The sequence below is a fragment of the Nocardia brasiliensis genome (assembly GCF_011801125.1).
Classification (GTDB): domain Bacteria; phylum Actinomycetota; class Actinomycetes; order Mycobacteriales; family Mycobacteriaceae; genus Nocardia; species Nocardia brasiliensis_C.
On the sequence record NZ_CP046171.1, the window covers coordinates 5,190,739 to 5,213,230 of the forward strand.

The 22,492-nt window shown below is 69.9% G+C and carries 21 protein-coding genes; 2 read left to right on the plus strand and 19 right to left on the minus strand.

Going from position 1 to position 22,492, the window contains the following annotated elements; translation table 11 throughout:
- Nucleotides 1-15: 15 nt before the first annotated feature.
- The 3 genes from F5X71_RS23390 to hisS all read right to left on the minus strand — a co-directional run bounded on the left by F5X71_RS23390 (nucleotide 16) and on the right by hisS (nucleotide 3,468).
- Nucleotides 16-1,026, minus strand: a complete 1,011-nt coding sequence (locus F5X71_RS23390; protein ID WP_167463967.1) for a malate dehydrogenase — start codon at nucleotides 1,024-1,026, stop codon at nucleotides 16-18.
- Between the two features lie 247 nt (nucleotides 1,027-1,273).
- The gene (locus F5X71_RS23395) at nucleotides 1,274-1,921 is read right to left on the minus strand and encodes a hypothetical protein (protein WP_167463968.1); all 648 of its coding nucleotides are present in this window, start codon (nucleotides 1,919-1,921) and stop codon (nucleotides 1,274-1,276) included.
- 275 nt (nucleotides 1,922-2,196) lie between these two features.
- Nucleotides 2,197-3,468: a histidine--tRNA ligase gene (gene hisS, locus F5X71_RS23400; RefSeq protein ID WP_167463969.1), complete on the minus strand. Its 1,272-nt coding sequence runs from the start codon at nucleotides 3,466-3,468 to the stop codon at nucleotides 2,197-2,199.
- 217 nt (nucleotides 3,469-3,685) lie between these two features.
- Here hisS and F5X71_RS23405 point away from each other — a divergent pair, with 217 nt between their 5' ends.
- Both F5X71_RS23405 and F5X71_RS23410 read left to right on the plus strand, forming a co-directional pair.
- On the plus strand, nucleotides 3,686-4,561 hold the full coding sequence (locus tag F5X71_RS23405; RefSeq protein ID WP_167463970.1) for a peptidylprolyl isomerase: 876 nt from the start codon (nucleotides 3,686-3,688) through the stop codon (nucleotides 4,559-4,561).
- A 403-nt stretch (nucleotides 4,562-4,964) separates the two neighbouring features.
- The gene (locus F5X71_RS23410) at nucleotides 4,965-5,513 is read left to right on the plus strand and encodes a hypothetical protein (RefSeq protein WP_167463971.1); all 549 of its coding nucleotides are present in this window, start codon (nucleotides 4,965-4,967) and stop codon (nucleotides 5,511-5,513) included.
- 66 nt (nucleotides 5,514-5,579) lie between these two features.
- Here F5X71_RS23410 and F5X71_RS23415 read toward each other — a convergent pair whose 3' ends face one another.
- From F5X71_RS23415 to F5X71_RS23490, 16 genes are all read right to left on the minus strand, one after another.
- A complete protein-coding gene (locus F5X71_RS23415) occupies nucleotides 5,580-5,966 on the minus strand; it encodes a DUF4913 domain-containing protein (protein WP_226887260.1) in 387 nt (128 codons plus the stop codon).
- A gap of 73 nt (nucleotides 5,967-6,039) precedes the next feature.
- A complete protein-coding gene (locus F5X71_RS23420; RefSeq protein WP_167463972.1) occupies nucleotides 6,040-7,875 on the minus strand; it encodes a type IV secretory system conjugative DNA transfer family protein in 1,836 nt (611 codons plus the stop codon).
- A 69-nt stretch (nucleotides 7,876-7,944) separates the two neighbouring features.
- On the minus strand, nucleotides 7,945-8,508 hold the full coding sequence (locus F5X71_RS23425; RefSeq protein ID WP_238815423.1) for a hypothetical protein: 564 nt from the start codon (nucleotides 8,506-8,508) through the stop codon (nucleotides 7,945-7,947).
- A gap of 128 nt (nucleotides 8,509-8,636) precedes the next feature.
- Nucleotides 8,637-10,313: a peptidoglycan DD-metalloendopeptidase family protein gene (locus F5X71_RS23430; protein WP_167463974.1), complete on the minus strand. Its 1,677-nt coding sequence runs from the start codon at nucleotides 10,311-10,313 to the stop codon at nucleotides 8,637-8,639.
- Between the two features lie 124 nt (nucleotides 10,314-10,437).
- Entirely contained in the window at nucleotides 10,438-10,746 is a 309-nt protein-coding gene (locus tag F5X71_RS23435) for a transposase (RefSeq protein ID WP_029899114.1), read from the minus strand.
- Nucleotides 10,747-10,798: 52 nt separating this feature from the next.
- Nucleotides 10,799-13,123 (minus strand): hypothetical protein, encoded by a 2,325-nt coding sequence (locus tag F5X71_RS23440; RefSeq protein ID WP_167463975.1) that lies wholly within the window; start codon nucleotides 13,121-13,123, stop codon nucleotides 10,799-10,801.
- A gap of 7 nt (nucleotides 13,124-13,130) precedes the next feature.
- On the minus strand, nucleotides 13,131-14,621 hold the full coding sequence (locus F5X71_RS23445; RefSeq protein ID WP_167466674.1) for an SCO6880 family protein: 1,491 nt from the start codon (nucleotides 14,619-14,621) through the stop codon (nucleotides 13,131-13,133).
- A gap of 2 nt (nucleotides 14,622-14,623) precedes the next feature.
- Nucleotides 14,624-16,093 carry a conjugal transfer protein TraG gene (locus F5X71_RS23450; RefSeq protein WP_167463976.1) on the minus strand — a complete coding sequence of 490 codons (1,470 nt, stop codon included), beginning with the start codon at nucleotides 16,091-16,093 and terminating at the stop codon, nucleotides 14,624-14,626.
- A 65-nt stretch (nucleotides 16,094-16,158) separates the two neighbouring features.
- Entirely contained in the window at nucleotides 16,159-16,974 is an 816-nt protein-coding gene (locus F5X71_RS23455) for a hypothetical protein (protein ID WP_167463977.1), read from the minus strand.
- Nucleotides 16,971-17,591: a hypothetical protein gene (locus tag F5X71_RS23460; protein ID WP_167463978.1), complete on the minus strand. Its 621-nt coding sequence runs from the start codon at nucleotides 17,589-17,591 to the stop codon at nucleotides 16,971-16,973. Before F5X71_RS23460 ends, F5X71_RS23455 begins: the two co-directional genes overlap by 4 nt.
- Entirely contained in the window at nucleotides 17,588-17,863 is a 276-nt protein-coding gene (locus tag F5X71_RS23465) for a hypothetical protein (RefSeq protein WP_238815424.1), read from the minus strand. Before F5X71_RS23465 ends, F5X71_RS23460 begins: the two co-directional genes overlap by 4 nt.
- An 8-nt stretch (nucleotides 17,864-17,871) precedes the next feature.
- Entirely contained in the window at nucleotides 17,872-18,168 is a 297-nt protein-coding gene (locus F5X71_RS23470; protein WP_014986528.1) for a hypothetical protein, read from the minus strand.
- Nucleotides 18,169-18,219: 51 nt separating this feature from the next.
- Complete coding sequence (locus F5X71_RS23475) at nucleotides 18,220-18,888, minus strand: hypothetical protein (protein ID WP_167463980.1); 669 nt, start codon at nucleotides 18,886-18,888, stop codon at nucleotides 18,220-18,222.
- A complete protein-coding gene (locus F5X71_RS23480) occupies nucleotides 18,885-19,763 on the minus strand; it encodes a MinD/ParA family ATP-binding protein (RefSeq protein ID WP_167463981.1) in 879 nt (292 codons plus the stop codon). The genes F5X71_RS23475 and F5X71_RS23480 overlap by 4 nt, the downstream gene beginning before the upstream one ends.
- Before the next feature lie 16 nt (nucleotides 19,764-19,779).
- On the minus strand, nucleotides 19,780-20,736 hold the full coding sequence (locus F5X71_RS23485) for a hypothetical protein (RefSeq protein ID WP_167463982.1): 957 nt from the start codon (nucleotides 20,734-20,736) through the stop codon (nucleotides 19,780-19,782).
- A 57-nt stretch (nucleotides 20,737-20,793) separates the two neighbouring features.
- Nucleotides 20,794-22,422: a cutinase family protein gene (locus tag F5X71_RS23490; protein WP_167463983.1), complete on the minus strand. Its 1,629-nt coding sequence runs from the start codon at nucleotides 22,420-22,422 to the stop codon at nucleotides 20,794-20,796.
- Nucleotides 22,423-22,492 lie beyond the last annotated feature (70 nt).

Below are 22,492 nucleotides of genomic sequence, written 5' to 3' on the forward strand. Positions count from 1 at the left end.
CGATCGCGGCGTAGGTCAGGCCCGCTTGGCGAAGCCGAGGTCGATGACCGCGTCGCGTTCCTGGGTGAGTTCGGCGACGGTGGCGTCGATGCGGGAGCGGGCGAAGTCGTCGATGTCCAGGCCGGGCACGATCGTGTACTCGCCGTCGGCGCAGGTGACCGGGAACGAGCTGATCAACCCCTCGGGCACGCCGTAGGAGCCGTCGGACGGGACGGCCATCGAGACCCAGTCACCCGCGGCGGTGCCGCGCACCCAGTCGTGGATGTGGTCGAGGGCGGCGCTGGCCGCGCTGGCGGCCGACGACGCGCCGCGAGCCTGGATGATCGCGGTGCCGCGCTGCTGCACGGTGGGGATGAAATCGTCGGTGAGCCAGGCGCGGTCGGCGATGCGGTCGAGCGCGGGCTTGCCGCCGATGGTCGCGTGCGCGATATCCGGGTACTGGGTCGCGGAGTGGTTGCCCCAGATGGCAATGCGCTCGATCTCGGCCGCGGGCGCGCCGGTCTTCTTGGCCAGCTGCGCGATCGCGCGGTTGTGGTCGAGGCGGGTCATCGCGGTGAACCGCTCGGCGGGCACGTCGGGGGCGTTGCTCATCGCGATGAAGGCGTTGGTGTTGGCCGGATTACCGACCACGAGCACCTTCACGTCGTCGGCGGCGCTGGCGTTGATGGCCGCACCCTGCTCGGTGAAGATCGTGCCGTTCGCGGCGAGCAGATCCGAGCGTTCCATGCCCGCGGTGCGCGGGCGCGCGCCCACCAACACCGCGACGTTCGCCCCCGCGAACCCCACCCACGGGTCGTCGCTGATGTCGATGGACTCGAGCAGCGGAAACGCCCCGTCCTCCAACTCCATCGCGACGCCCTCGAGCGAGGCCACCGCCGCGGGAATCTCCAGCAACCGCAGGCGCACCGGCGTATCGGCGCCGAGCATCGCACCGGAGGCGATCCGGAACAGCAACCCGTACGCGATCTGCCCCGCCCCGCCGGTCACCGCAACAGTCACAGGCGCATTCCGAACCGCGGTGTTCACCGATCAACTCCTTGCCGTAGGCCGATTCTCGCTCCAACCCTATCGACCCTCACCGGCCCCGAAACCACACGGTGAGCAACGCGACAGTCACCGGCGCACGCTCGTCGCACCGCGATCAGGCAGGCCCGCACCATGCGTGCGATATCGAACGACGACGGCTGTGGCAACGCCCCGCGTGCCCACGCGACAGCGCACCGTCACCGGCGCGGCCAATTGCGCTGCCGCGCCACCGCATCGGGCGATCGGCTCAGAGCAGGGCGGCCACCTCGCGGTCGGTGAGGACGATCGGGGAGACGTAATCCTTGCCGCGCGCCAGCTGGACGGCGCGGTAGAGCGGGCGCTCGGCGAGGTGGGCGTCGCGCGCTTCGGCACGCAGTTGCTGGACAAGCATGCTGGACACCGAGACCGCGGCGGCGAGCTGGCTGGTGGCGAGGGCGTCGGCAAGGCGGCGCAGGCCGAGCAGGTGCATCTCACGGCCGCTGCCCGCGTCGGTGTACATGGCGAGCGGGATGATCTGGGAGAACTCCCCCGCGGTCACGCGCAGCACGATCCGGCTCAGCCGCGCCGGAAAGACCAGCACCTCGACCCCGGTCGCCGCGGACACCTCGACCCGCCGTTCACCGAATGCACGGCGGGCATGAATCGTGGTGCCCGACAACCACATTCGCCGCCGTCGCAGCGCTACCGCGTACCCGACGGTCGGCGCGCCGACGACCACCCCGATGAGCACCGCGACGGGCCAGGTGAGCACGGTCGCCGCCAGCAGCGTGGTCCCGATGCCGATGCCCGCGGCGGCAAGAGCCAGCCTGCGCAGCATCGGCGCGTACATCTCGGGTGCGACGAGATCCAACCCGACCGGCGGATCCGTCTGCTGCTCACCAGAATTCGCCTGCACTCGCCCAACCCTCTCCGTGACACCGGCACCACGTCACGCGCGCTGTCACGTTACTCCAGCGGCCACCACGGCGTCGCCCGTTCGACCGGCCCCCCTCTCGATCGAACGCACCGCCGCGGATCAACGCGACCCGGAACCGGTGCGAATCCGCGGAACCGGCACCGACACCGATGCCGATGCCCGCCGGGCGCGACACCGATGCCCACCCGGCGCGACACCGATGCCCGCCCGGCGCGACACCGGTCGCGCCCGGCGCGCACGTGGCGAACGCCGCCCTACGGAGCGAGTGCCGCGCGCAGCGTGGCGACCGCCTCGTCGAGCGGAATCTGCCGCTGCTCACCGGTGCTCATGTCCTTCAGCCCGATGGTGGCCTCGGCCAGGTCGCGATCGCCGAGCACGAGGGTGAATCGCGCACCGGAGCGGTCGGCGGCCTTCATCGCGCCCTTGACCCCGCGCCCGCCGTAGGCGAGGTCGACGCTGATCCCCACCGCCCGCAGCCGCGCGGCGAGCACGACGAGCCGCTGCTGCGCGGCGTCCCCGAGCGGCACCCCGAACACCTGGCAGCGCGCCGGGTCGCCCGCGGTCTTGCCCTCGGCCTGCAGCGCGAGCATCGTGCGGTCGACGCCGAGCCCGAAGCCGATGCCGGACAACGGTTGTCCGCCGAGCTGTGCCATCAGCCCGTCGTAGCGCCCGCCGCCGCCGATGCCCGATTGCGCGCCCAGCCCGTCGTGCACGAACTCGAAGGTGGTCTTGGTGTAGTAGTCGAGCCCGCGCACCATCCTCGGGTTCACCACGTACGGCACGCCCAGGGCGTCCAGATGGCCGAGGACCTGTTCGAAATGCGTCTTGGCCGATTCGGACAGGTGGTCGATCATCAGCGGCGCGTCGGCGGTCAGCGCGCGCACCTCGGGTCGCTTGTCGTCGAGCACCCGCAACGGGTTGAGTTGCGCCCGGCGCTTGGTCTCCTCGTCAAGCGGCAGCCCGAACAGGAACTCCTGCAACAGTTCCCGGTATTGCGGACGGCAGGTCTCGTCACCGAGCGAGGTGAGCTCGAGCCGGAAGCCGTCGAGGCCGAGGCCGCGGAAGCCGGCGTCGGCGATCGAGATCACCTCGGCGTCCAGCGCGGGATCATCGACGCCGATCGCCTCGATGCCGACCTGCTGCAGCTGCCGGTACCGGCCGGCCTGGGGCCGCTCGTACCGGAAGAACGGCCCGTTGTACACCAGCTTCACCGGCAGCTGGCCGCGGTCGAGTCCGTGCTCGATGACCGCGCGCATCACCCCGGCGGTGCCCTCCGGCCGCAACGTGACGCTGCGGTCGCCGCGGTCGGGGAAGGTGTACATCTCCTTGCTGACCACATCGGTCGACTCGCCGACACCGCGGGCGAACAGCCCGGTGTCCTCGAAGACCGGCAGCTCGATATGTCCGTACCCGGCCAGTCGGGCGGCGCGGATCAGGCCGTCGCGGACCGCGACGAACTCGGCCGAGCCGGGCGGGACATAGTCCGGAACCCCCTTCGGGGCGGAGAAGCTGCTGGTCTTGGTCACGATGGTCCAGTTTCCACCACCACGCCCCCTCGCGTCCAACCGGTTACCGGCAGCGCGGCGCGCCCGTTGCGCCCGATTCCCCAGACACCCCCCATCGAGCACGGGTTTCGGCCGGTCGCGGCGGTGAGGCGCACCGCTCTCAGGAAGTGTCGAGCAGTCTCAGGAATAAATGGCAGACTCTAGGGCCGTAACAACCGGACACGGGAGGAACGTGGTAGTGCCGAGCAACGAACAGCGGCGAGCGGCGGCGAAACGCAAGTTGGAGCGCCAGCTCGCCAACCGGGCCGAGCGCGCACGCAGGCGTAAGCAACTCACGATCGCCGGGTCGGTGCTCGGTGTCATCGTGGTGGTCGCGGCGGTCACCGGGGTGTACTTCCTGACCAAGAGCGACGACAACAGCTCCGAAGCCAAGGACGCGACCCAGTCCAGCGAGCCGGCCGCCGCGGCACCGCCCGCACCGGTCGCCAAGCCCGCGCTGGTGAACTGCGTCTACAAGGACGGCCAGAAGCCCGCCGACAAGCCCGCGACCAAGCCCGCCAAGAGCGAGGGCATCCCGACCACGGGCAACGACGCGCGGGTCAGCGTCAGCATGGAGACCAACCAGGGTCCGATCGGCTTGACCCTGGACAACGCCGAATCGCCTTGCACGGTGAACAGTTTCGTCAGCCTCGCGTCGCAGAACTTCTTCGACGACACCAACTGCCACCGGATGACCACCGGCGAGGGCCTCAAGGTGCTGCAGTGCGGCGACCCGACCGGCACCGGCATGGGCGGCCCCGGCTACGAGTTCGACAACGAGTACCCCACCGATCAGCTCGACCCGAACAACCCGATGGCCGCGCAGCAGCCGATCGCGTACAAGCGGGGAACGCTGGCCATGGCCAACGCGGGCCCCGGCACCAACGGCAGTCAGTTCTTCATCGTCTACGGCGACTCCCAGTTGCCGCCGAACTACACGATCTTCGGCACCGTGGACGAGAACTCGATGGCCACGTTGGACAAGATCGCCAAGGCGGGCCAGGACGACTCCAACGGCCCCGGCGATGGCAAGCCGACCCAACCGGTCACCATCCAGTCGGTGCGCATCGACTGAGATCTTCACCACACGCTTCGGGCCCGGACCGATCTTGGTTCCGGGCCCGAAACACGTCCACCTCTACTTAGGTGTACCTAAACATCCGGTAAGGGTGGGCTTACACCGAAGAACGTCCGGCGCGTTCCCGAGCCTGCCGGAAATGTGCGATATATGCTGATAAGCGGCACAGCCGTACGGTTGCGTCGCGGCTTTCTCGGGTAATCTCGAAACACGGAGTTCCCGTAGCGTAGTAGTCCCAGAATTGGGTAATCCCCATTCCCAGGGAATGCCACGACACGAGCCCTCCCGGTGTCGAAGTTTGCAGCCGGGGCGTCGTCCGACGGACTACAGTTCGCGTGGCGGTGTCCGAGACGAAGCACCACAACATCCATAGTGATCACTGCAGCATCGGGGAGCAGCCATGTCCGAGGAACTGGACGACATCGGCCGCGAGACAGCGGCCATGATGAGGACAATGTTGCAGCTTGCGACCCTGGTCGCGCTGCGGACCCGCGAGCGTGGTCAAAAAGAAGCCGAAGCGCGCGTCAAGATCACCGAGGCCCGCATGAAAGAGGCCCGCGAGATGCAGGTGCGCGAGGCCAGGGACGCCAAGTCGAAGGATCCGCGCAACACCGAGCTCGCTCGGATGATCGAGCGCCCGATCCCGGAACGCGGTGTGTCCCTGGAGAAGGACCGCTTCTCCGCGCAGGCCGAGGCCACCCGGATGGCCGCCACCGCCGCGGCACACGCGAAGCCGGTGCTGCAATACGACTCCCCCGAACGCCGCATGGCGATCGCCGCGCACCTGGCCAAGATGGGTGTCGCGCCGGAGCTGGCCGCCGTTCGCATGCTGATCGAGGTGGGGCAGGCGCAGCCGCCGATCGAGGCGGTACGCACCCGCCCCGAGGAGGCGCCCGCGGTCACCAGGGCCAGGGAACAGGAATCCCGCGGCCTGGAACGCACCCGCTGACCCGAAGCCAAAAGCAAACGCCCGCTTATCAAGCGGGCGTTTGCTTTTGGCGGACGAACTCCTCCGCTACATCCGGAAGTCGCCGATGGTGGGATCGCCGAACATCCCGTGCTGCGGCGACTTCAACGGCAACGGACTCAGCATGTCCTTGTGCCCGTTGCGCACACTGCAGTACTTGAACGGGCCCTTGGGATCGAACAGCTTGGCCATGTGCGGGTCCGCGTGGTCGAGGAACCAGACGCTCAAACCCGTTGCGCCGTCTAGCCGGAAGTGCTCCCAGGCCCGCCACATCGCGTCCAGGCGGGCGACCGCCTCGGCGTGCTGCCACCACTCCGGACACCACACGGTGTCGCTGAGATCGGTCACCTGCCGCCGGTACACCAGGCTCAGGTAGTTCTCCACGAACTCGACGACGCTCGCGTAGATCATGGGTTGCTGCTGCTGTTCGGTCACGGCCGCACCTCGCTGACGCTCGGCTCCGCCGTGCCCGATAATGCTGTGCCCAAGGCTCGCTCGCTGCGCTGCCTCACAGTGGCCTGACCTCCTCGACCTTTCCGTATTCCGGCGGCGTCGTGCTCTTGCTGAGTGACGGCTTGCCCGGCATCAGGTCACCGATCTCCGTCTTGCGCTGCGGATCATGGTGCGAGATGGACTCCTTCACCTCGGCAGCGTACTCGCCCTCCCACCACGGAACGGTGCGAACCAGTACCGGCGGCGCGCCGGACGGGAAGACGATCACGCGACCGCGGGGCAACTGCGCAAGACCCTGCACGCTGAAGGTCTTCGATGAGCCGAGCGAGCGCGAATAGCTCTTGCCGCCTTTGGATTCCGAGACCGACGAGGAGATCACCTCGTAATCGCCGATCGCCTCGGAGCGCTCGCGCAGGAAGGCGGTGTCGTCCACCCCGCTACCGAGCACCTTGATGTTCGCGGCGGCCCACAGCGCGTTCATGCCGGGCTCGCCCCAGCAGCGCACGCCCTGCGCCCACGATTGCAGCACCGTCATCACCACGATGCCGCGCGAACCGAAGTGGCTGTACTGCTTGGGCAGATCCTTCCAGCGCACCACGTTGGCCGCCTCGTCCAGCACCGCGAGCAGCGGGATCGGCAACCGTCCACCGCGCGACTGCGACGCGGTCCGCATCGCGACGTCGATCACGGCCTCGGTGAGCGCGCTGACCAGCGGGGCGGCCGAGCCGCGCCCCTCGAGCGAGAGGCTGTACAGCGTCCCGTTGTCGCGGATGAACGCGAGCTCGTCGAACTGGATCCGGTCGCCGCCGCGGGTGATCCAGGGATGCACGTTCGACAGTTTCAGGCAGCGGATCATCTTCTTCGCGGTGCCGAAAATGCCACTGCGCGTACGGGCGTCGGCGTTGTACTGCGAGGACAGACCGGAGGCGGTGTAGTGGTGCCTGGCCGCGCGCAGCAGCTCGATCGGCTCGGTGTCCTGCGGGTTGGTCACCCATTCCCAGACCTGCACGATCGGCCTGCTGCCGTTGCGGTCGCCGACCGCGGCGGCCAGGAACAGACCGGCGAGCAGATCTTCGGCCTCGGGGTCGAAGAAGGCGTCGGTCTTGGCGTCGGAGCCGTCGTCGCCGTCGGCGAAGTGCCCGGCCAGCCGGGCCGCCCGCATCTCGCAGCCCTCGCGGCGCGCGTCGACCCAGGACAGCGGATCCCAGAACCAGCTGGGCTCCTCACCGGCGACACCCTGCGGGTCGAACACGAAGGTGGGACTTCCCTTGGCCTCGCGCACATCCCGGGTCGCGTCCACCACGTCGCGCTTGTTCGAGGTGGCCAGCACCGGGCCGATCGCGGTGAGGATGGCCGGGATCACCCGGGAGGTCGACTTGCCCTGGCGCGGACCCCAGATGTCGAGGTGCAGATCCTCGTAGGAGCCGTACAGCATCTGGTTGTCGGCGATGCCGATGCCGATCGGCACGCCGGGGATGTCCTGCGAGCCCAGCCGCACCTCGAGCTGCTTGGCCTTCTCCCGCACGCCCGCCTCGGTAAGATGCGCTATGGCACTGCCCTGCCCCATGTGGTCGGCCTTGTCGTCGACGGGCAGCCTGCCGATCGTCTTGCGCTTCGCGATCCGCTTCTTGATCAGCACATAGGCCAGCGCCGCCGCCGCGACCAACACCACGATCACGCTGGACGCGCGCGGCCAGACCAGCTTGCCGCGGATCAGATCGGCGACGATCGCGATCGGGTTGATCGGGAGCGACTGCGGCGTCGCCATCATCGCGTTGCCGAGATGCAGCGCCACCCACAGCGTGCCGAGAACCGCGAACCCGGCGTACAGCGCGATCATCGTGGTATCCGGCCCGACCGCGGCCGGATCCTGCACCGGCTTCTTCGCCATGTCTGCCTCCTGTTGTCCTCTGCGGGGCTGTTGGTCTGTGGGCGTGCTCTCTGCGAGAGATCTTGGTGCTCAGCGGAACGCGTCGAGCCGCCAGCCGTCCGGGGTCTGCACGACGGTCGCGATGACCGTCGCGGGCGGCAGCTGCTCCTTGCGCCCGTTCGGGTAGACCACCGTCTGCTCGATACCGATCTTGAACTGCTGGACGTTCGGATCACCGTCGTTCGGCGGGCGCTCCCCCGAGGCGAAGGTGAACGCCTCGACGCGTGCCTTCGCGGTAGCCCAGTCCGACCACTGCAACGTCGTCTTGGGCGTCTCCAGCCCGGTCGGTGTGCTGTCGAGCACCCGGATCAGGCTGGGCCCCAGCCACTTCCGCGCGCGGGCCAGCGAAGCGCCCTGCGCCTCCGTCGCGGGCTGCCAGGTGTAGATCTCGCGCAGCGCGGTCACCGCGACACCGTCGGGCGTGACCGGATCGGGCGCGGGCACCCCCTCCAGCATCCTGGTCGTGGACGTGGCCGGGTGCGCCCCGCCGGATCCCGCGTCCTCCCGGTTCCCCGTGCCGCAGGCCGCACTCAGCATCGCGACGCTCATCACCAGCATCACCACCAGTTTCGCGCGGGCCCTTATCGTCTGCACAGCGCTCGTACGTACCGCGCGGCGCCGCCCGTGCCGTTCGCGATCGGGCAGACCTGCCGTGCGCACCGCTGTATCTCTCCAGGCTAACCGCAACGACCGACACTCGGTCAGTCCATCACCTGCGTGTTTCACAGGACCCTCCTCGCCCTGCTGTCGCCCGGCACCGGCACCTCCGTCACGCCGCCACCCGCGCCGGGCACGGCCTGGATCATCCGGCCGTTGCCCGAGTAGATGCCGACTTGTGCGGGGCCGCGCGGACCGAACGCGCTGAAGACCAGATCGCCCTGTTGGATCTTGTTCATCGACACCTCCGCTCCTGCCTCCCACTGCTGTTCGGCGGTGCGCGGCAAGACGACCGCGCCGGACGAGGCCGCGAACACCGCGGCCGCGGTCAGGCCGGGACCGTCGAGCCCGCCGCCGCTGGGGCCCTGCGGTCCGCCGCCACCCCAGACGTACGGGGTGCCGAGCCAATCGTGCGCCGCCTCGACGATCTGACTGCCGCCGCCGCCCTCGCTCGGATCGAACCGGCCGAGCGCGCCGGGCGCGCGGTACTGCGCCTCCATCGCGAGGATGTTCGCCACGTACGGCTGGGTCTCGGAGTAGTGCGCGGCAACCTGATTCGGCATGCCACCGGACGCGAGCACCGCGCCCTCGCCCGCGTTGTACGCGGCCAGGGTCAGCGCGGTGACATCGCCGTGCACCCGCCCCTGCGCCTGCCACTGGGTGATCTTGTGCGCGATGGCGCACATATATCTGCCCTGGCCGATGATCGCGTCACCGTCGTCCCACACGCTGGCCGTGCCGTTGCCGTCGGCATCGATCACATATGGTTGCCCGTCATCGGGATTCACACTCGCCGCGGTGCTCGGCAGGAACTGGGCCAGGCCCTGCGCGCCCGCCGGCGAGGTGGCGCCGCGCCGGAAACCGGACTCCTGCCTGCCCTGCGCGGCGAGCAGCGACGGCGTGATCTGCGGGCAGATCGAACCCGCACGGCGATACCAGATCTCGAGCTCCGGGGGCACCTTGCCCGCCGCGAGCGCGCCGCCCGCGGTGCCGAACCCGCGGTTGCAGCGCGGATCGCTGGAATAGGCCAGCGCCCCACCGACATCCGGAGTCGGCGCGCCGTCCAGCCAGGGCAGCGGATCGATCTGGCGACCGCCGGTGAACCGCCCGCCGGGGACGATCTCGAAATGCAGGTGCGGACCGCTGGACTCGCCCGCGGAGCCGACCTGCGCGATCGGCTGGCCCGCGGTCACGGTGTCGCCCACCCGCACGTGCACCCCGGAATCCCACATGTGGCCGTACACCGCCGAATACGCGCGGCCGTTGGTGTCCACCGAGTCGATGACCACCCAGTTGCCGAAACCCGACGCGGGTCCGGCGGCCACCACCCGGCCGTCGGCGACCGAGTAGATGGTGGTGCCGTCGGAGGCGGCGAGGTCGATGCCCTTGTGCGCGCCACCGCGCGCGCCGAAGGTGTCCGAGACCGTGAAGGTGCCGGTGGCCAAGGGCAGCGTGCGCCGGATCGGGCCTGCGCCCGCGGCCAGCGACGGCGTCGCCGTGACCGTCGGGTTCGCCGACGTGCCCGCAGCCGCGGCCGGGTCCGCCGGTGTCGCCGACGCGGTGGCGCTCGCCCTGGGATCACCGGGCGGGAAGCCACCCAGCGGCGGCAGCGCCGCGGGTGAACCGAGCACCGACGCGCCCTCGCACGGATCGTCGACGGCGGGCATCACGATGACGAGCACGACCACCATCAGGCCGAGCACCGCGCCGAGCGCGCCCCACAGCAGCCCCCGTCCGCTCACCGTGGCCTCGCCCTGCCCGCCCCGGCGACACCCGCCACCCGCGCACGCCGATATGACCGGAGGTGCCCTTGCGCCCGACATGCGGGGGGAAAGGCAGCTTCGGTCGCATCGGCGGGCACCGGGCTCACTGGCCGCGCCGGGATTCGTTGAGGGTGTCGGCGAGCGTGCGGTTCATCTCGGCCGCCGCCGCCAATTGTTGTTGCAGCAGCGCCACTTTCCGGCGCAGCGCGGACGCGTCCAGGCGCTCCAGGCTCGGCCCCTCGGCCGCGCGCACCCAGTTGCGCACCGAATTGGTGTGCACGCCGATCTGTTCGGCGACCACACGGCAGGCTTCGGACTCGCTGCGCAGCTTGCCGGTGAGCGCGACGACCTGCTGGACAGCGGCCTGGCGCACCTCCGGCGAGACCCGGCGGTAGGAGCGGTGCGGCATCATCTGGCACACCTCCCGCGGCGGCGAACGATCGGTAAGTCGCGTCTGGCATCTCTCATGCGGCACTCCCGCCCTGCGAATCCGTGCCTCGGGCAGTCGATTCGGTGAATTCGCTGAAACGCTGGTTGGTGTCGTGGATTCCGCTCTCCTTCTCCGAGAGCGTGAACTCCATGTGAAACGGGATGCCCGGCCTGCGATCCTCACCGATCTTCAGCAGGAACTTGCCGGTACCGGGCGGCGAGGGGCGCTGCTGCCCCGGCTTGAGCGCCTCGCCGGTCAACGCCTGCGGCGCCGACCAGCCGGTCACCATCTGCTCCTCGGCGGAGGTGAACGGCACGATGCTGTCCAGTCGCTTGAGCTCTTCGGCGGGCAGCGCGCCGAAGATCTTGGCGCGCGCGCGTTCCAGGAAGCCGAGCGCCTTGGCGATGGCCGATTCCGACCCGAGCGCCTGCAGGTCCTTGATGGTGTGGCTGATCATGATCAGCGAGGTGGCGATGCCGCGCTGCAATCGGGTCAGCTCGTCGACGCGGTCGACCATGAAGTCGCCGAGGCCCAGCACCTGCCACAGCTCGTCCATCACCACCTGGAAGTAGCGCTGCGGCCCGAGGTCGGCGTCGGCGAGCACGTGCGCCGCTTCCACCGAGGCGAACCCGTCGGCCCAACAGGCAAGCATCACAGCCGCTTTGAGCTTCTTGTCGCCGGTCGGGATGTGCGAGACGTCGATGCAGACCGCGACGGCGCTGGTGTCGATCGGCACCGAGGTCTGCCCGTTGAAGACCGCGCCGAAGGGGCCCTGGGTGAGCGCACGCAGCGAGCGGCGCAGGTTCTTGATCGCGTTCTGGTATTCCTCGGCGTCGTCGGCGCCCGCGTCGAGCATCAGCTCCTCACCGCCGGCGACGATCACCTCGAGCAGGTTCTCCATGATCGGCGGCTGGTCCGGGGTGTAGCCGCTGCCCGGCTGGTAGAGGATGCGCAGCGCGGTGGCGATCAGCGTTTCCTCGTAGTCGCGCACCCGGGCGCCGCGGACCAGTTCGACCAGGCCCGCGATGAGTGTGACCTGGCGGGCCCGCATGTCCTGCAGCACCTGAAGCTGCAGTGCCGGATGGTCGTCCAGGCGCGGCACCACGGCACCGAGCACGCCCGCCGCGAGCGGGTTCAGCTTGCCGTGGCCGTAGCCGAGGTCGATCACCTGACCGCCGACCAGCTCCACCATCTTGCGGTAGTCCGGCTTGACGTCGGCCAGGATCAGCGGCGTGATGCCCTGCGCGATGCCGCCGAGCACGATCCGGCGCACCAGCGAGGACTTACCGAAGCCGTTGAGCCCCAGCACGAAAAGGCTCGGCGCGGTGATGAAGCTGCCGCGCATGAACCAGTTCATCGGGTCGAAGCAGACCGGCGCGCCGGTGTGCAGATGCGAACCGAGCGGCGTACCGATCAGCGGCGCGCCCGCGCCCACCGACCACGGCCACAGACCCGCGACCTGCGCTGTGGTGGCCCGGTATTCGACGGGGCGGCCGACCACGTTCATCCGGCCGCCGCCCTCGCCCGCATAGCCGCGGTCGGTGAGTTGGGCGGTGCTGCGGTCGAATCCGTCCTCGAACACCTGCTCCGCGCGGGCGGCGTAGTTGCGTCTGCGAATGTCGTCGGTGCGAATCCGGAACTGCGCGAAGGCCGCCCGCAGGCCGGTCTGCTCGCGCACGATCATCTCGAGCCGGGCCCTGGTCGCCTCGTCGAGCAGCGGCGGGCCCGCGTTCTTGCGCCGGTCCGCCTTTGCCTTGGCCCGCAGCGCGGCCTTGTCCATCGTCGGCATGCCCATGGCCCGGTCGGCGGTGTAGTCGGCCTTGTCGGCGCGCTGCGCGTTGCGCGCGGCCCGCGAACCGTTGCGGTCCTGCACCGTGCGCTCCGGGCGCGCGGTGCGCGGCACGCGCGGCCCACGCGGCTGGGGCTGACGCTCGCCGCGTTGTTGTTCGGACCGGACCGCGCGCTCACCGCGGGGCGCACCGTCGCGGGCGCGCGCCGCCCTGGCCGCGTCGCCGCGCACCCGATCCGAACTGCGCTCGCCCCTGCCGTTCTCGGCCCTGGACCGCTCGGGGCGGCCCTCGGCCCGCGCCCTTCGCTCGGCCGCCTCCCGCGCGCGCTCCCGCTCGGACATCTCGCCGAGTCCGGTCCGGTCGTCGCTCACGCGCGCCGCGCCCCGGCCGAATCGCCGTGCCCGCTGCGGCATCTCCTCGAGCCCGGAGCGCTCGCGCACACCCGCGTCACCGCGCCGGCCCGCCGGGCGTTCGCCCCACTGCTCGTATTCGGTGTCCTCGCTGCGCCTGCCGCGCCGCGGTGCGGGCTCGTCCCGTTCCCGTACGGGCGGCTCGTAGTCGCGTGCCATGAATAACTCACCCCGCCAGTGCCTTCGGAATAGTCGCGTGTTCCGGCAGGATCACCCCGCAACCGAGCGAAGCCGCGAAGGCCGCCGCCTGGTAGCGGTAACACCGCCGAATCTTCAAGCGCGCCTGCGTCGACAGGTCGCGTGTGATGGCTTCGATCCGCGGCAGGTCGCCGCGCAGGGGCTCGGTGATGGTCACCAGCGCCCCGAAGCGGGTCACACCGTGACCCCTGGCCTGTTCCTCGCGGGCCTGCTGGGTGGCGCCCACCCGCAGGGTCGCCGCCGCGGACACGACACCGCGCTCGCTCTGCTGGGCCACCAGCGCGTTCTTGAAGTCGTCGTCGACGATCTCGGCGGCGTCGGCGGCCGAGTGCGGGCGATAGACAATCGCGATACGTTTGCGCGGCACTTCGGGATTCGGGGCGAGCAGCCGCTGCAGCACCCGCTCGTCCACCGCGCCCTCCGGGGCGGCGTCCATCTCCCAGGTCACCGAGCGGCCGCCGTCGTGCACCAGATGATCCCACTTCTCGTCGTGCGATACCGGGCCCGCGTCGGCCCAGTCCAGGCCGTGGCCGTGCGGCTCGCTGGCGGCGACCTCGAGGTCGGCCTGCGAGGCCGGGTCGTAGCTGCGCCGGATGAACGAGATCACCTCGTCGGCCGACATCGGCTGGGCCCGCACGCCGGCCTCCGCGAGCGCCGCGCAGATGCCGGGCAGCCTGCGGCCGATCTCCACGGCCTCCTCGGCGGGGTTCTTGCGGCGTTCGGCGGTGGTCGCCTTGAAGGTGATCGCCACGCGCGGCAGCAGTTGCACCCGCTCCTGCGGCAGCTCGGTGGCCAGCTCGTACATCACCTGCTGGGCCAGCTCGGGCGCCTCGGGCCTGGTGATCGTGGAAACCTCGGTGAGCAAACGGTTTCCGGTCTCCGGCACGGTGTCGATGACGGGCACGACGGCGACGATGTCGCTGGTCTGGCCGACCGAGGCGAGGAAGGTGCCCCAGGCCGAGACCCACCGGTCGATCACCGGCTGGTCGACCGCCTCGTGACCCTGCGGCCAGGCCCGCAGCACCACCGTGTACTGCGCGAACTGCGGCAGGTGGATCATGCCGAAGCTGTAGCCGCCCGCGTCGATACCCTCGTAGAGTTTCGACGGCGCGAGCAGGCCCGGTAGCCGGGTGACCCCGCCGGGGATGCGGGAGAACCGGCCGCCGCGATACACGTGCTCGCCGCGCTTACGCGAGCGCATCCAGTTGAACATCATCAATCCCGTCTCGTAGCCCGAGCGGCCCCCCGTCCGCCACACCAGTGGAAGCATGATCACGACGCCGGTGCCACCGACGATCAGACCCCATTTGAAACCGCCGACCATCGCGGTGATCAACGCCGTGATGACCACCGCGAAGCCGAGCACGGTCTCCTCCCAGCGCAGGCCGAAAAGGCCTGCGCTGCGGGGCTTCTGCCACAGCCCGTAGGAGCGACGCTCGTAGGTGTCGTTCGTCGTCATCGTCATCGCGGAATGGTGCTCCTCCCGAGGTCGGGCGAGCGGTTCGCCCAACGGTCACCGGTCATGTCGCCCATCGCCTGATCGGCGCGGTTCAGGCTGCTGGTGGCGGCGCGTGCCGCGCCGATGCGGCCCGCCGCCCGCGCCGCACCGGACGGTACTCCCGCCGAGCCCTGCGGCCCGGAGGCGCGCGGTGCGCCGCCGCCGGCGGGACCGCCGCCGCGTGGCGGAGTCGGGCGTGGCGCGCCGCCGCCGCGACCACCCGAGCCGCCGGGCGGGCGGGGGCCTGCGCCGCTGCCGCTGACGTAGCCCGCGTTGCCCGGCGCCGCGGCGCCCTTGACGCCAACGGCCTTGGTGCCCATGGCTCCCAGGCCCGCGACGGCCAGCAGGGTGCCGCCGGTCGCGGTGAGACCGGAACCACCGCTACCGACGATCGCGACCGCGGGCGTGACCAGTCGCATCAGCGCGGGCAGCACGAAGGCGACGCTGCACAGCAGCACGATGGCGACCAGCATGCGCTGTGCCTGTTCACCATCCGGCAGACCGTTGGTGCCGGTCAGCGAATCCACATGGCCCGCGGTGGTGAAGGCGATCATGTAGACGATCGCGGCCACCGGTTTCCACAGCATGAAGGCGATGATCCAGCCGATCAGCTTCTGGTAGGACTGTTTTCCGACGTTCATCCCGGACGCGGCCGCCGCCAGCGGCAGCACACCGGCGGCGATGATCAGCAGGCCCTGACGCACGATGGCCAGCACGATCTGGGCGAGCGCGCCGAGCAGGCCGACGATCGCGATGATCAACACCAGACCCGGCGAGAACGCCTGCAACTTACTGGTTTTCACCATCAGCTCGGCCAGATCCTTGGCGTTGCCGTTGGTCGAGTCGTTGATGATCCACTCGGAGAAGCGATCCGAGGCCTGGGTGCCCGCCACGATCACCGCGCCGAGCATCCACGAGCTGAACACCACCCGGGCGAACATCCGGAACGATTCGGCCGCCTCGTTCATCGCGGCGCCGCGTCTGGCCTCGGCGAGCCGGGCGCCGGACAGGATCACCGAGGCGATCAACAGCAGTATCTGGGCTTGATAGGTGTAATCGTTGATCTTGGTGAACAGCGAGCCGGAGTCGCTGGCCGCCTCGTTGGGCACCTTCATCCAGAAGGTCAACGCCAGGATGATGGCCTCACCGAGACCGTTCATCAGCGAGTCGACCACCTTGCCGAAGGTGGAGTCCCACGCCTTGTCCTTCACGGCGGTGGCGGCCTGCCCCGGATGCGAGGCGGCGTTGCCCGCCTTGCACGCGGCCGAGGCGGCGTCGCCGAGCGAGATGCCGGGCAGACCGACATTGTCGAGCGTGTCGTGGATTTCGTTGCACGTCTCGTCGAAGCCGTAGGTCTGTCCGTACGCGACCGTCGGCGTCGCGATCATCACCGTGAAGATGACCGCGAAAATCGTGAGTATTCGCCTCACCATTGTGTGCACCCCTCGCTGCTGCGCTGGTCGGCCGTCAAGTGTTTCCCGCGCCTTTCTCACCGTGCTCACCATTTCGTCCACCCGCCGAGCGATTCCACGTACTCGGTCTGCGGGGTGTTGGACGTCGAGGGCTTGAGCCGCCAGTCACCGGCGTCCCAGACCATGACCAGGCGGACCGCCGCCCACAGTTGTTTGCCGTCCACCACCGGCCCGCGCGTGGCGAGCCGGACGATGGCCAGGTCGTCGGCGTAGTCGTCGACCTTGAACGCGTCGGAGGCGACGAAGTACTTGGTCACCTTCTCCGGCTGCTGCTCGGGCAGCTTGTCCGCCGCCAGCGCCCGGTCGTAGGCCGCGATCTGGGCCGCGGACACCCGCACCTGCCGCACGTACAGGTCACGAAACGCCGGTCTCGCGTTGAGCCGGTAGGTGATCTGGGCCGCCGCCAGCACCGCGCCCTGCGGAGTGTGCGAATAGCCGACGGCCAGATTGTCTTCGATTCGGGTCGGCCCGTCGGAGGTGGAGAACGGCACCGACGCGCCGTACACCCGCTGCCAGCCGTGCGGTGCCGTGGTGCCCTCGGGCGCCGCGGTCAGCCAGTCGCTGTCGTCGGGCTTGCGCTGGCGGGTCGGATCCTGCGGAAGGATCTGTCCCGCCGCGTTGTTCGGCACATCGACGCGCCTGCCCAGAATGTCGACCTCGGGCTCGCCGAAGCCGGAGCCGCCGGCGGATTCGGCGGCCGCGGGCCCGGTGGCCGTCGCGCCGCCGTCGTCGCGGCTGATATAGACGATGATTCCCACGATCACGATGAGCGCCAGCACGGCGGCGGACGCGACGGCACCGAAGGAGACGCGATCGCGCGCGTACGACTCCTTCTCGTTCATGACTGCGGTGCCTCCAATTTCACGGTGTCGGTGGGTAATACGTCGATCGGATCGATCGGTCTGGCCGTGGCGCCCGGATCGGGCAGGCGTAACCGCCAGTCCTTGGCGAACCATTCGACGGTGGTGTGGTTCACCGCCTTCGAGCTGTCGGAGTATTCGGTGTACACATCGACGGTGCTGCGCGCGTCGGTGTAGCCGGTGATCTGGTAGCCGAGCACTCTCGGCGCGTACTCGGGCGCGGCCGGGCCGGTGATCGAGAGCTGCACGCGATTGATCGCCCACTCGTCCTTGGCCGGGCCCGGAACGAGTTCGCGCGCGGCGACTTTCGCCCATTGGCTGTCGGCGGCCACCGCGAGCCGCACCATGTGCGTGATCGCGGCGACGCCCGCGCCACGCGGCGAATGCTCGAACCCGATGGCGGCGCCGTCGGTGATCGACTCGGGCCCCTGGTCGGTATGCGGCAACGGCACGCCCTGGAACGGCTGCCAGCGCACGCCGGTGGGTGCGGCGGCCAGATCGGGGCCCGCCTGCTCGTCACCGCCGCCGCAGCCCACCGTGGCGAGCAGCAGCGCGGCGCCGAAGGCCCCCGCCGTCGTGGTCCCCCTGCGCTCGTTCACGTCGGCAGGAACGCCAAGGCGATCCCCGACGCTGTGCTCGCCACCGTCGCCCCGAGCAGGCTCATCAGCACCCCGTGCGAGGAGTCGTTCATCGCGAGATCGCTGCGAAACGCGATCCACAGCCTGCCCGCCGAGACGATCATCCACGCCAGGCACACCAGCAGGACGAACCAGAGCAGCCAGTTCAGCAACTGCATCAGCGGTTGCAGAACGTCGGCGGGCATCTGCTTGTAGGCCAGCAGCTCCACTGCCGACACGCGCACGGTAGACATCGCCGACATCAGGTTCCGATGACGGCGTTCATGATGGTGCCCGCGCTGGTCGCGACGACGCCACCGATCATGGCTCCCGCCACCATCTTCGGCGACTCCAGCCCGCCACCGGTCCACTTCTCCCACGCGAATTTGCCGCCCGCGTAGGTGATTCCGCAGATTCCGGAGAGCAATACGAACCAGGTCAGGTAGCGCACCAGCTGCAAGATCTTCTCCGAGCCGGGAGGCGCCTCCGGGGTCGGGTTACCGACCTGCGCGAGGACGGTGCCGTACGTCTCCTGCACGGCGAGGAGAATCGTGCTCATCGGATACCTTTCTCGAAAGTAGTTGGGTCGTCGCCGATTCCATGCGTGAGGTCACTGATCGGGCGGTTTTCTGCCGCCCCGGTGCGCCGGATCGTCGAATTCGGCCTCCTCCAGTGCCGTGCGTGCCGCCGCGACGATGTCGGCGCCGAGCTCTCTGACATCGAGCGGAACCTCCTCCAGCGGGTCGATCCTGCGCTTCTTAGGTGGCAGTGGGTCACCCGGCGTCCAGACCGGCAACGCCTCCGGTTCTACCAGCGTCCACTCCTCATACCACGGGACCTGCCACAACTGGCCGGCCAGCGAACCGACCACGTCGCGGTAACGGCGGATCTCGGCGGGCAGCCTGCCCGGCCGGGCCGCGACGGTGATCAGCCCGAGCACCTCGCAGGAACCCGCGAAACCCGAATGATGTTGGCGCAGCAGGTCGTGCGCGCGGGTGAGCCCGGAGATGGTCTCCCTGGCCACCAGCACGACGAACGGGGACTCGCGATCGAAGACGCCCGGCCAGCGCCGGGCCGAATCCGCCGCTGGCGCAAGCACATGCGCGAGGCTGCTGGCCCCGGCGCCGCCGTGCACGCCGAGCAGCCAGACCAGTGGCGCACGGCCGACGCCCGGCACCGGGCGGTCCCAGATCGGGGCGCGGCGGGACTCCGGCGGGGCGACGACACCGACGGGCGCGGATTCGCTGTGCTGACGTCGAAAACTCATGGCGGCGGTCATGATGCCACCCCGGCGAGCAAGCGCCCATAAGCCCGGCGCGTCTCGATGGCCAGCGAGGCGTGGCGGACCAGTTCGCCTCTGGCGAGGTGCGGGTCGTAGGGAATCTCGCGGATGTCGCGGACCCAGCCGGACAGGTGCTCACGCAAATGCTCGGCAACGCGCGACTCGGTGCCCGGATGCTGATGCGAGATGACGATGGTGGTGTCGCCGACGATGCCGCCGCCCTGCCCCTCCGCGGAGTCACCGAACTGGTCATCCAACCATTCCAAGGTGACCCGAAGCCGGTTCGCGGCGTCCGCGCGCGCCGGAATGGCAAGCACCAGAGCGACATCGGCGTCATCGAGCAGCGGACGCAGCTGTCGCCCGGCAATCGGGCTGCCACCGTCGTACACCGCGGTGTGCCCCGAGTCGTAGACCGCGCGCGCCACCGTGAGGTAGGTCGCACGCCTGCGCAGCGGCGCGGAGTCGCGCCACAGCAGGCCGATGCCCGAGGTCGCCCGCGACAGGCATTCCTTCAGCGGCGCGGGTTCGTCGTCGCCGCGACCGTATAGCCAGGACTGCAGGCTGATCGGGTGCAGGTGCTCGTCCGCACCGCGCAGCGCCAGATCGCTGCCCGCCTGCGTCGCGTCCACCGCGACCGTGGGGGTGCCCGCCATGCCGAGTTCACCGGCGATGCCGAGCGCCGTCGTCGTGGTGCCCGCGCCGCCGCAGCCGCCGACCACCAGGATCGGGCGTTGCAACGGGTGTTCCGCGCCGGAATCCCCGCCTTTGCCGCGGCGCAATCGCACCACCGGAGCCTTGGAGCGCCCAGGCTTGCTCGGCGAGTCACCCGCTTCGGGCGCCTCGTCGAGCCAGCGGCTCCAGTCCTCTCCCATCGCTTCCTGCTCTCCTCTACCCGGCCGCGATGCCCGTGATCAGGGTGCGGCCGTCGATCACCGCGGTGGTGACCGTCTGTTTGTTGTACGTGGCGGGCACGCCGCCGGGACGGTACTCGGTGACCTCCACCGAGTACCGGTGGTCCGCGATGGTCACGATCCGCACGCAGTGGGTGGTTCCGGCGGGGATCGTATCGATGCCGCGCTGAATGGTCGCGGCGGGCGACACGGTCGCGTCGTCGGCGACCGCCTGCCTGGCCCGTTCACCGGACCGCTCGACGTAGTACGCGTACTGGAAGGCCATGATTGCGTCGGGACCTGTTGCGGTGCTGCCCTTTTCCGCGCCGCGCACGATGGTCGCCGCGTGCTCGGTGGGGCACGCGCCGTTCGGGCGGTGGGTGGACACCCCGGCCTGGGAACGGCTGAGCAGGCTGTCGGTGCTCACGCCCGCCTGCACGCTGCCCGCGGTGAACTGCACCGAGGCGGCCGGCGTCGGTGTGCGCTGCGCGGCCCGATGGCTACCGGAGTTCAGCAGGAACAGCACGCCCGCGGCCGCGGCGCCGAGCAGCAGCACCGCGATGACCAGCACCACGAACACCCTGGTCCGCCCTGACCCGCCCGCGCGGGCGGCGACGCGCAGCGCGCCCGCCGGACGGCGCCGCGGCGCGGCGCGATCGTCGTAGTCCTCGTCGGGCCACGGAAACCGCACCAGGTCCGCCTCGCGCGGCGGGTAGTCGTCGTCCGGGCCGGGCGCGCGGCCCACCCAATCCGACCAGCCGCCGGTGAATTCGCTGCGCTGGGCCGCGAGTTCGGCGGGCGCCTCCGGTACCGGCTCGTCGCGAATGTAGTGCGGGTAGCGGGCCGGGCCGTCGTCGTCGAGCTGGACCGCGTCCGTCTCGTCCCGCGGCACCGGGGCGGTTTCCGGCTCGAGCGCGCCGTACCACCGCGACAGATCTTTGTACGAGTTCAACATTCCCCCATTCCCGCTGAGCGAGACGCACAAGGCAGCATCGTCGGACCCTCTCGGCGATCAGTTCGTGGAGAACGGGTAGGTGTTGGCGGTGCCGGGTCGATCGGTGGGCGGAATCGACGTCGCGCCGCCGGATGAGGCGCCATCGGCTCCTGTCCCGAACGGAAATTGTCCCGTACCGGACGAATTCGGCGTAGTCGACGCGCCGGGTCGGCCGTCGAAGAATCCCGGGTGTGGCGTATCCGCGCCGCCACGTGGACTGCCGTTCGCGCCGAACGCACCGGCGATATCGCGGGCGAGCGCGGCAAACCACTCGGCCACGAAGGTCGTGGGTGTTTCGCCGTTCGCGGCGACCGTCGCGGTGTTGTACGCGTGATGACGCTGCACGGTGTCCCAATATCGCACCCAGGTGGTGGTATCGAGTAATTCGCTGTTGTCGGTGATGTTCTGCACCACCGCGTCGAAGGCCTGCCGCACCAGCCGCACCCCCGTGGTCGGCGGGACGAGCTGAGTCAGCGCGCCCGCCAGTTTCGCGCCGAGCGAGGCGAGCGCGGCGGGCGGATTCGACAATCCCGCGGTCGCCAGCTCGCCGATGGCGGCCGGGTTCAGCACCGACTTCACCACCGCGACTACGGCGTTGAGCCCGATCGTGCCGACCTTCAGCAGCGCCCGCAGCGCCGCGGGCAGCTCGAGCGGGGTCCGCGGGTCCGCGGCGTCGGCGAGCCGCTCGGAGATCGACTTCTTGGGCGAGAGCGACAGCGTGGCCAGCGAATTGCCCTGCACGTCCTCGTTGACCACCTTGGTCGCGGTCTTGATCGAGGTGTAGGCCAGGGCCTGGGCGATGGAGACCAGCGAGGCGATCGGGTCGCCACCGCTGAGCTTGGACTGTCCGACGATATTGGTGACGGCCTGCAGGATCGGTGCGCCCTGCGGTGCGTCACACGCGAGATCGCCCGCCGCGCAGAAGCTCGCCACCCGGCCGGTCAGGGCGCCGAAATTGGCCGCCCGGTCCCGATCCGGGCCGATGCCGCCGCCGGTGGCCGGGGTCAGCGGCAGCGCGGTGAGCGTCGACAACCGCTCCCCCGCGGTGCCCGGCGCGGGATCGGGCGTCGCCTTGCCCGGCGAACCGGGGAACAGCGGTGCGCCGGCGTTGCGGGTCGGATCGCCGAACAGGGCGACCGCGGCGACCTTGTCGGCGGGCAGCACCCCGTTGCCCTGACCGACCTCCTGCGCGAACACCGACGCGACATGCGCGCCCTGCGAGTATCCGACGACCGCGAATCTGGTGTCGGCACACCGATCGGCGACGTCCTTGGCCATCGATCGCAACCGGACCAGTCCGCCCATGACGGATTCGGAGTACGGCACCGCCGCGCCCGCGGTAGCGCCGCCGAAACTGGATTCGTAGGGCACATACGCGCGATCGACCAGGCCCGCCTCCGCCGCCTTCGCCAGCATCGGCCGGAAGACGGTGGACAGCATTCCGGTATCGGTGGACGGCGCGGCATCCGGCGACGATTCGCCGGTGCCCTGAATTCCCAAGGCGTACAGTGCCGGACAAGCGCTGAGCGCGATGTTCGTGGACGGTCCCGCGGGTTCCGGCGGTTCGGCTACGGCGATTCCCGCGGTAGCCACAGTCACGGCGAGTGCTGTCAGCACCCCCGTCGCACCTGCCGAATAGTTGGTCATAGCGATCCGCAATCAATCCGTGTTGCCGCAGCTATCGTCAACGCCATGAAACGCAATAGACCGTAACAGA